This window comes from Streptomyces sp. NH27 (assembly GCF_056859195.1).
Genome location: NZ_JACEGK010000359.1, coordinates 1 through 8,204, shown reverse-complemented (window position 1 = coordinate 8,204; position 8,204 = coordinate 1). Strand labels below are relative to the sequence as shown.

8 protein-coding genes are annotated in these 8,204 nt (G+C 73.5%); 6 read left to right on the top strand and 2 right to left on the bottom strand.

The annotated features are described in order from the left end of the window. On the bottom strand, nucleotides 1–786 hold a 786-nt coding region (locus tag AC13HU_RS25655; RefSeq protein ID WP_483044310.1), incomplete at its 3' end, for a sensor histidine kinase. Further along, on the bottom strand, nucleotides 783–1,445 hold the full coding sequence (locus AC13HU_RS25650) for a response regulator transcription factor (protein ID WP_483044309.1): 663 nt from the start codon (nucleotides 1,443–1,445) through the stop codon (nucleotides 783–785). The genes AC13HU_RS25650 and AC13HU_RS25655, both read right to left, overlap by 4 nt. Before the next feature lie 149 nt (nucleotides 1,446–1,594). Here AC13HU_RS25650 and AC13HU_RS25645 point away from each other — a divergent pair, with 149 nt between their 5' ends. The 6 genes from AC13HU_RS25645 to AC13HU_RS25620 all read left to right on the top strand — a co-directional run bounded on the left by AC13HU_RS25645 (nucleotide 1,595) and on the right by AC13HU_RS25620 (nucleotide 8,054). Beyond that, nucleotides 1,595–2,599 (top strand): ATP-binding cassette domain-containing protein, encoded by a 1,005-nt coding sequence (locus tag AC13HU_RS25645; protein WP_483044308.1) that lies wholly within the window; start codon nucleotides 1,595–1,597, stop codon nucleotides 2,597–2,599. Beyond that, nucleotides 2,596–4,194, top strand: coding sequence for an ABC transporter permease subunit (locus tag AC13HU_RS25640; RefSeq protein WP_483044307.1), 1,599 nt, complete (start codon nucleotides 2,596–2,598; stop codon nucleotides 4,192–4,194). The genes AC13HU_RS25645 and AC13HU_RS25640 overlap by 4 nt, the downstream gene beginning before the upstream one ends. Continuing rightward, nucleotides 4,191–5,126, top strand: a complete 936-nt coding sequence (locus AC13HU_RS25635) for an ABC transporter permease (RefSeq protein ID WP_483044306.1) — start codon at nucleotides 4,191–4,193, stop codon at nucleotides 5,124–5,126. Before AC13HU_RS25640 ends, AC13HU_RS25635 begins: the two co-directional genes overlap by 4 nt. A gap of 293 nt (nucleotides 5,127–5,419) precedes the next feature. Further along, nucleotides 5,420–6,607, top strand: coding sequence for an ABC transporter ATP-binding protein (locus tag AC13HU_RS25630; protein ID WP_483044305.1), 1,188 nt, complete (start codon nucleotides 5,420–5,422; stop codon nucleotides 6,605–6,607). Continuing rightward, complete coding sequence (locus tag AC13HU_RS25625) at nucleotides 6,604–7,389, top strand: ABC transporter permease (protein WP_483044304.1); 786 nt, start codon at nucleotides 6,604–6,606, stop codon at nucleotides 7,387–7,389. Before AC13HU_RS25630 ends, AC13HU_RS25625 begins: the two co-directional genes overlap by 4 nt. Continuing rightward, nucleotides 7,386–8,054 carry an ABC transporter permease gene (locus AC13HU_RS25620; RefSeq protein ID WP_483044303.1) on the top strand — a complete coding sequence of 223 codons (669 nt, stop codon included), beginning with the start codon at nucleotides 7,386–7,388 and terminating at the stop codon, nucleotides 8,052–8,054. Before AC13HU_RS25625 ends, AC13HU_RS25620 begins: the two co-directional genes overlap by 4 nt. Nucleotides 8,055–8,204: the final 150 nt, after the last annotated feature.

Here is an 8,204-nt window from a genome sequence, read left to right as displayed (position 1 = left end):
GGCCAGCACCCCCGCCGCGACCTCGGCGAGGTCGAAGTCCTCCCGCCGCCGCACCCCGCGCTCCCCGGTGGCCAGCGTGAACAGGGCCTCCATCAGGCGGGCTTGCTGCGCGCCGAGCAACAGGGCCTGCTCGCACGCGGCCCGCAGCGTCACCGCGTCGGCGTCCGGATCGGCCAGGGCGACCTGGAGCAGGGTGCGTTCGGCGGCGAGCGGCGTGCGCAACTCGTGCGAGGCGTTCGCGACGAAGTGCCGCTGCGCGGTGAACGACGCCTCCAGCCGCGCGAACAGGTCGTCCAGGGTCCGTCCGAGCTGCGTGAACTCGTCGCCCGAGCTGCGGATGGCGAGCCGCCGCCCGAGGCTGGCCGCGGACATCTCCCCGGCGGTCGCGGTGATCGTGCGCAGCGGCCGCAGCAGCCAGCCCGACAGCAGCCAGCCCAGCCCCACCGACAACGCCACCAGCGCCACGAGCGCGATCACCGACCCGGTGACGTAACGCTCCATGTCCCGCCCGCGCTGCGTCTCGGCGAGCGAGGGCCGGCCGCCGCCCAGGATCGGGAGCACGGGCCTGGCGTCGTCCGGAAACGGCGGGACGTCCGGGCCCGGCGCCTTGACGGCCGAGGACGATCCCACGAACAGGCTCGGGATGGCGAGCAGCAGCACCCCGGAGACGAGGAAGAGGGCGCCGTAGAGCGCGGCGAGCCGCATCCGGAGGGTACGGGGCCGTGGCAGCAGCCGGGTCACCCGCCGTGGCCGGCCGACCGGCGCGGCCGTCCGTGTGGCGTTCACGACTCCTCGATCCGGTAGCCGCCCTCGCGGACGGTCCCGATCACCGGCGGGTCGCCGAGCTTCAACCGCAGCCGCCGCACCGTGGTCTTCACGGTGGTGGTGAAGGGATCGACCGCCTCGTCCCAGACCCGGTCGAGCAGTTCCTCCGCGGAGACGGCGGCGCCACGGGCGCCGAGCAGGCACTCCAGGACCGCGAACTCCTTGGGGCTCAGGTCGAGTCGGCGCCCGGCGCGGAAGGCGGTACGGCGGTTCGGGTCGAGCAGTACCCCGCCGCCGGACAGCACCGGTGGTAGCGCGGGCGTCGAGCGGCGGCCCAACGCCCGTACCCGGGCGACCAGTTCGGCGAAGTCGAACGGCTTGGGGAGGTAGTCGTCGGCGCCCAGCGAGAGCCCGTCCACCCGGTCGCTGACGGCCGCCGCCGCAGTCAGCATCAGCACCCGGCTCGGCGCCGGCCCCGCCGCCAGGCCCCGGCAGATCTCGTCCCCGTGCACCCCGGGCAGGTCGCGGTCCAGGACGACCACGTCGTAGCGGGTCACGGCGAGCCGTTCCAGCGCCTGCGTGCCGTCCAGCGCCACGTCCACCGCCATGCCCTCGCGGCGCAGCCCGGTCGCCAGCGCCGTCGCCAGCACCTCGAAGTCCTCGACCACCAGCACTCTCATGGCTCCACGATGCCAGCCGCCCGGTGACAGCGAGGTGACGGCGGCCGTCACCGTGCCGGCACCGCCCGCGCCGTAGAACCGGTGCCGACAGCGCGGGTACGTCGCCGGACGGCGGTGGCGGCCGCGCGCACGGAGGGAGGCACGTCGCCATGGGCGAGGTGGGAGTGGCCGTCAGGGCCCTGCGCAAGCGATACGGGCCGACCGCGGCCCTGGACGGAATGGACTTCACCGTCGAGGCGGGCCGGGTCACGGGCTTCGTCGGGCCGAACGGCGCCGGCAAGTCGACCACGATGCGGGTGGTGCTCGGCCTGGACACCGCGGACGAGGGCACCGCCCTGATCGGCGGCAGGCCGTACCGCGCGCTGCGCCGGCCGATGACGCACATCGGCGCGCTGCTGGACGCCGCCGCGCTCCAGCCGGGCCGCCGTGCCCGCGACCACCTGATGTGGCTGGCGCGCTCGCAGGGCATCGGTGCGCGCCGGGTGGACGAGGTGATCGGACAGGTCGGGCTCGCCGCGGTCGCGGGCCGACGCGCGGGCGGCTTCTCGTTGGGCATGCGGCAGCGCCTGGGCATCGCGGCGGCGCTGCTGGGCGACCCCGCCGTGCTGATGATGGACGAGCCGTTCAACGGCATGGACCCCGAGGGCATCGTCTGGCTGCGCGGCCTGCTGCACGCGCTGGCCGGGCAGGGCCGGGCGGTGCTGATCTCCACCCACCTGATGAGCGAGCTCCAGGACACCGCGAGCCATGTGGTGGTGGTCGGCCGCGGCCGGGTCGTCGCGGACACGCCGGTGGCCGAACTCCTCGCCGCCGCCTCGGCCGGCGGCCACGTCACGCTGCACACGCCGCGGCCGGACCGGGCCGCCGACGTCCTCACCGCGGCGGGCGGCACCACTGTCCCGGCCGGTACGGGCGCGCTGCACGTCTCCGGGCTGCCGGCCGAGGACGTCGTCGCCCACCTCACCCGCGGCGCCGTCCCCTTCACCGAAGTCACCGCGCACCGGGCCACGTTGGAGGACGCGTACATGCGACTGACCAGGGACCAGGTCGAGTTCGCCGGGACGGACCCGGGCGGCGGTCAGGACCCGGGCGGCGGTTCGGACGTACGCGGCGTTCAGGACGTACGCGGCGCGGGCGAGGGGGAGCAGGCGTGAACGGCTTCCTGCTGACCGTCCGCGCCGAGTGGACGAAGCTGCGCACCGTACGGGGCTGGGTGCTCGCCCTCGTGGCCGCGCTCGTCGTGGTCGTGGCCATCGGCTACGCCTCGGCCGACGCGACCCGGTCCGGCGGCTGCGCGGGCATGAAGGTGTGCGGGCCGCCGAAGGGGCCGGGTGGGGTGGCCGTCGTCGACGCCTTCACCTTCGTGCACCAGCCGTTGGGCAGTGACGGCACCCTGACCGCCCGGATCACTTCGATGACCGGGCGGATCGCGGCAATGCCCGGCGAGACCGGCGCCCCCGACCTGGAGGCGTGGGCCAAGGCGGGCCTGATCGTGAAGGCGGGCACCGCACAGGGCAGCAGCTACGCGGCGGTCATGGTGACCGGCGGCCACGGGGTGCGCATGCAGAGCGACTTCACCCACGACACGGCGGGCCCCGAGGTCGCCGCGCCCTCCGCCGGCGCCCCGCGCTGGCTGCGGCTGACCCGCGCGGGCAGCACGCTGACCGGCGCCACCTCGCCCGACGGCACCCACTGGACGAAGGTCGGCACCGCGACCCTGCCCGACCTGCCCACGATCGCCCAAGTCGGCCTCTTCGTCACCTCCTCGGACCACCTAGAGGTCGACCGGCACGCCCTCGGCAGCAGCGCGACGAGCGCACCCACCCGCGCCACGGCCGCGTTCGACCGCGTCGAGCTGAGCGGCGGCGGCAACGGCAGCAACAGCGGCAACAGCGGCAACAGCGGCGACGGCGAAAGCGGCAACAGCGGCAGCAACGGCTCGCAGCCGTCCGACCGTTGGCAGACCACCGGCGTCGGCGGTGACCCGCATGTCGCCGCGCTCTCCGATGCCACCCACCGCACCACGTCCAGCGGCGGCGAGGTCTTCTCCGTCAGCGGCTCCGGCGACATCGCCCCCGCCGTCGGCGGTCAGGTCTTCGGGGCCCGGAGCATCGAGCGCGGGCTGCGCGGCACGTTCACGGGGCTGCTCGTCCTGGTGGTGGTCGGCTCGTCGTTCGTCACCGCCGAGTACCGGCGCGGCCTGATCCGCACCACCCTCGCGGCGCAGCCGCGCCGCGGCCAAGTGCTCGCCGCCAAGGCGGTGGTGGTCGGCGCGGCGGCTTTCGCGGTCGGGCTCACCGCGTCCGTGCTGACACTCGCCCTCACCCTCCACCGGCTGCGCTCCAACGGGGCCTTCATCCTCCCGGCGAGTTTCGGCACCGAGACACGGGTGGCGGTCGGCACCGCCCTGCTGGTCGCGCTGGCCGCGGTCCTCGCGCTGGGCGTCGGCACGATCCTGCGCCGCGCGACCGGCGCGGTCACCGCCGTCGTCGCCGGGGTGGTGCTCCCCTACATCCTCGCGATGAGCGCCCTCCCGGACGCCGCCGCGGACTGGGTGCTGCGGGTGACGCCGGCGGCCGCGTTCGCCATCCAGCAGACGACGGTCCGCTACCACCAGGTCGCCAACGTCTACGCGCCGTCCGACGGTTACTACCCGTTGCCGCCCTGGGCGGGGCTGGCCGTGCTGTGCGGCTGGACCGCGGTCGTGCTCGCCGTCGCGTACGCCCTGCTGCGCAGGAGGGACACGTGAGGACGGTGCCTGCCACGCCCGAACACTCCGCGACACCCGAACTCCCTTCCCTGACAGGTGAATCCGGCGCACCCCGTGACCCTCGCGCACCCGCACCCGCACCCGCACCCGTACCCGCACCCGTACCCGTACCCGTACCCGCACCCGCGCCCGCGCCCGCGCCCCGTTTCGAGTCCTTGCGGGACGCGGTGCGCGCCGAGTGGACGAAGGTGTGGACGGTGCCGGGCACGTGGCCGTTGCTCGGCGCGCTCGTCGTGCTGACCGTCGCGCTGGGCGCGGTGGCGGCGGCGACCGTGTCGTACCACCCCGGCACCGATGCGGCGAAAATCAGCCTGACCGGGGTGCAACTCGGCCAGGCGGTGGCCGCGGTGCTCGGTGCGGCGATGATCGCGGGGGAGCACTCCACGGGAATGCTGAGCAGCACGTTCGCCGCGATGCCGCGCCGGGGCACCGTACTGGCCGCGAAGGCGGCGGTGCTCGCCGCGGTGGTGCTGCCCGCGGCGCTGCTCTCGGCCGGCGGGTCGCTGCTGGCCGGCCGGCTGCTGCTGCCCGCCGCCGCGCGGCCCGCGCTGTCGGCGGCCGACGGTTCCGTGCTGCGCGCGGGCGCCGGCTCGGCCCTGTGCATGGTGCTGGTCGCGCTGCTCGCACTCGGCACCGCCGCCGTCGTACGCGACCCGGGCACGGCGATCGGCACCGTACTCGCGCTGCTCTACCTCTTCCCGATCACGGCCGCGCTGGTGAGCGACCCGCACTGGCAGCGTCACCTCCAGCAGATCGGGCCGGCCAGCGCCGGGCTCGCGGTGCAGACCACGGTGCCGGCCGTGCTGCACACCCAGCCGATCGGGCCGTGGGCCGGGCTCGGGGTGCTCGCCTGCTGGGCGGGCGCCGCGCTGCTCGGCGGCATGGCGGTGCTGCGCGCGCGGGACGCGTAGGAGGCCGTACCGACACCCGTACCGACATCCGCACGGGCGGTCGCACGGGCGGTCGCACGACGGGCGGTCGTACGGTGATACGGCCGCCCGTCGTCACCCAGCGTGAGAACCGACACGGCCGGAAGCCGTACGGCAGGGCATGGTGCGGACGGAGCGGGGCATAAGACCAGCCGCCTTGGCCAATTCCAGACTCCTGAAACACTCGCGGTCTAGACTCTGCCCGCGACGGCTTGTGCGTTTCGTGCCCGGGAGCAGGCCGCACCGATGCCCAATCCCGGAGGGGACACGGACTTTTGATACAGATCGAGTCGATAACCAAGCGGTATCCGGACGGCACCACAGCAGTCGACAACCTGTCGTTGGAGATACCGGACAGCTCAATCACCGTGCTGGTAGGGCCGTCCGGCTGCGGCAAGACCACCACGCTGCGCATGATCAACCGTATGGTGGAGCCCAGTTCGGGCCGCATCCTGCTCGACGGCGCCGACATCCACCAGCAGCCGGTGAACGCGCTGCGCCGGTCGATGGGGTACGTCATCCAGAACGCAGGCCTCTTCCAGCACCGCACCATCCTGGACAACATCGCCACCGTCCCGCGCATGCTCGGCTGGGACAAGAGCCGGGCCCGCAAGCGCGCGTCCGAGCTGATGGCGCGGGTCGGCCTGGACGCCGCGCTCGCCAAGCGCTATCCGTACCAGCTCTCCGGCGGCCAGCAGCAGCGCGTCGGGGTGGCCCGGGCGCTCGCCGCGGACCCGCCGGTGCTGCTGATGGACGAACCGTTCTCCGCGGTGGACCCGATCGTCCGCAAGGTTCTCCAGGAAGAACTCCTGCGTATCCAGCAGGAGTTGGGCAAGACCATCGTCTTCGTCACGCACGACATCGACGAGGCGATCCGGCTCGGCGACATGATCGCGGTGCTGCGGACCGGCGGCAAACTCGCCCAGTTCGCGCCGCCGGACGAACTCCTCTCCCACCCGGCCGACGCCTTCGTCGAGGACTTCCTCGGCACCGACCGCGGGGTGCGGCGACTGTCGTTCTTCACCTCCGCGGGCCTGGAACTCACCACCGTGCCCGTCGTCGCGCTCGACGCCACCGCCGCGCAGATCGCCGAGCGGACCACCGCCGACACCCCCTACCTGCTGGTCACCGACGCCGACGGCAAGCCGCTCGGCTGGGCCGAGCCGAAGGATCTCGCGGCCGGCGCCGACAGCGTCCCGACCGCCGAACTGATCAGCTACGGGCGGCCGTTCGAGTTCGGCCGCGAGTCGTTGCGGGACGCGCTGGACTGCGCGGTGCTCTCGCCCACCGGGTGGGCGGTCGCGGTCGACGCCACCGGGCGGGTGGTCGGGGTGACCTCGCAGGCGACGATCGGTGCGGCGATCCGCTCCGCGCACGCGGAGCGCGAGGGCGCCGACAGGGTGGGCGGTGGAAGGAGCGGCCCGGGTGGCCGTGGCTCCGGCGCGGTGCGAGTCGCCCCATGAGCAGCGGCGGCAACGGATTCTTCGACCTTCCCAGCGACCTCCAGCACTCCTACGCCGGACTGATCGGCCTGCACCTGCAGGAGTCGCTGATCCCGGTCGGCATCGGGCTCGCGGTGTCGCTGCCGCTCGCCCAGGCGTGCGTGCGGTTCCGGTGGCTGTATCCGCCGGTGCTGTGGGTCACCACGATCCTCTACGCCATTCCGTCGATCGCGTTCTTCGTCTTCCTGATCGACTACACCGGCGACAGCGCGACCACCGTGATCATCCCGCTGACCATCTACAGCCTGGTGATCCTCCTTCCGTCGATCGTCGACGGCGTCAGATCGGTGCCTCCTGAGACACTGGCGGCCGCCGAGGCGATGGGCTTCAACTCCTTCCAGCGCTACTTCCAGGTGCAACTGCCCATGGCGGTGCCGGCGATCTTCGCCGGGCTGCGGGTGGCGACCGTCTCCAGCATCAGCCTGGTCAGCGTCGGCACGATCATCGGCAACCAGGGCGGCCTCGGCAACCTGCTCGGCGACGCGCTGGCCTACCACCGCTCCAACCTCGCGGTGACGTCGGTGGTGTCCATCGCGGTCCTCGGTGTCGTCATCGACATGCTGCTGATCGGGGTGCGGACGCTGCTCACGCCGTGGATGCCGCGGGGCCGCAAGGCCGCGCGCCGGGCGAGCCTCGCCGCCGCCGTCGAACCCGCCAAGTCCGGTACGAACGGCGGGAACGGCGGGCCCGGCGATGACAACCGCGCCGGCGGCCCGGTCGAGCTGGAAGGCGCGGCCAGGTGAACATCCTCCACTTCATCAACGTCTTCTTCAGCGACGGCGCCCACTGGCACGGCTACGCGGGCATCCCGCACCGCCTTGAAGAGCACCTCGGCTACACCTTCGAGGCGTTGGCCATCGCCGCCGCCATCGCGCTGCCGATCGGCCTGATCACCGGCCACACCGGACGCGGCGGCAACGCCCTCGCGCTGCTCGCCACCGCGGGCCGCGCGCTGCCCAGTTACGGCCTGCTGGTGCTGATGTTCTTCTGGCTCGGCATCGGCCTGGTCCCGGTGATGATCCCGCTGGTCGCCCTCGCGGTACCGCCGATGCTCGTCACCTCCTACGAGGCGATCCGCACGGTGGACCCGGCCCCGGTGGACGCGGCCCGCGGCATGGGCATGGGGCCGATGGCGGTCCTCTTCCAGGTCGAGGTGCCCGCCTCGCTCCCGCTCATCATCAGCGGCATGCGCTCCGCGGCGATCCAGGTCGTCTCCACCGCGGCGATCGCCGCGACCGTCAGCCTCGGCGGCCTCGGCCGTTACATCGTGGACGGGCTCTACCAGCGCAACTACTCGACGGTGGTGGGCGGCGCGACCCTGATCGCCCTGCTCGCGCTGGCCATGGTCGGGCTGATCTGGCTGATCGAGCGCGTCGTCGTCTCCCCGGGAGTGCGGCGCAGCAACTGAGGCTCTGCGCCACGGAGTTCACGGCCGGGGGCCGGTTCGCACCTCACGCGGACCGGCCCTTCGGCTTCCCCGGTGGAACCGCGGGCGGGGCGGTGGACGGGAGTTGAGGCGCGTGGGGCAGGGCGGTTCCGTTACGGTGCGGGGTGGGTG

Coding starts and splice junctions, on each gene's coding strand:
- AC13HU_RS25650 (WP_483044309.1), bottom strand. CDS start 1,445: ATGAGAGTGCTGGTGGTCGAGGACTTCGAGGTGCTGGCGACGGCGCTG.
- AC13HU_RS25645 (WP_483044308.1), top strand. CDS start 1,595: ATGGGCGAGGTGGGAGTGGCCGTCAGGGCCCTGCGCAAGCGATACGGG.
- AC13HU_RS25625 (WP_483044304.1), top strand. CDS start 6,604: ATGAGCAGCGGCGGCAACGGATTCTTCGACCTTCCCAGCGACCTCCAG.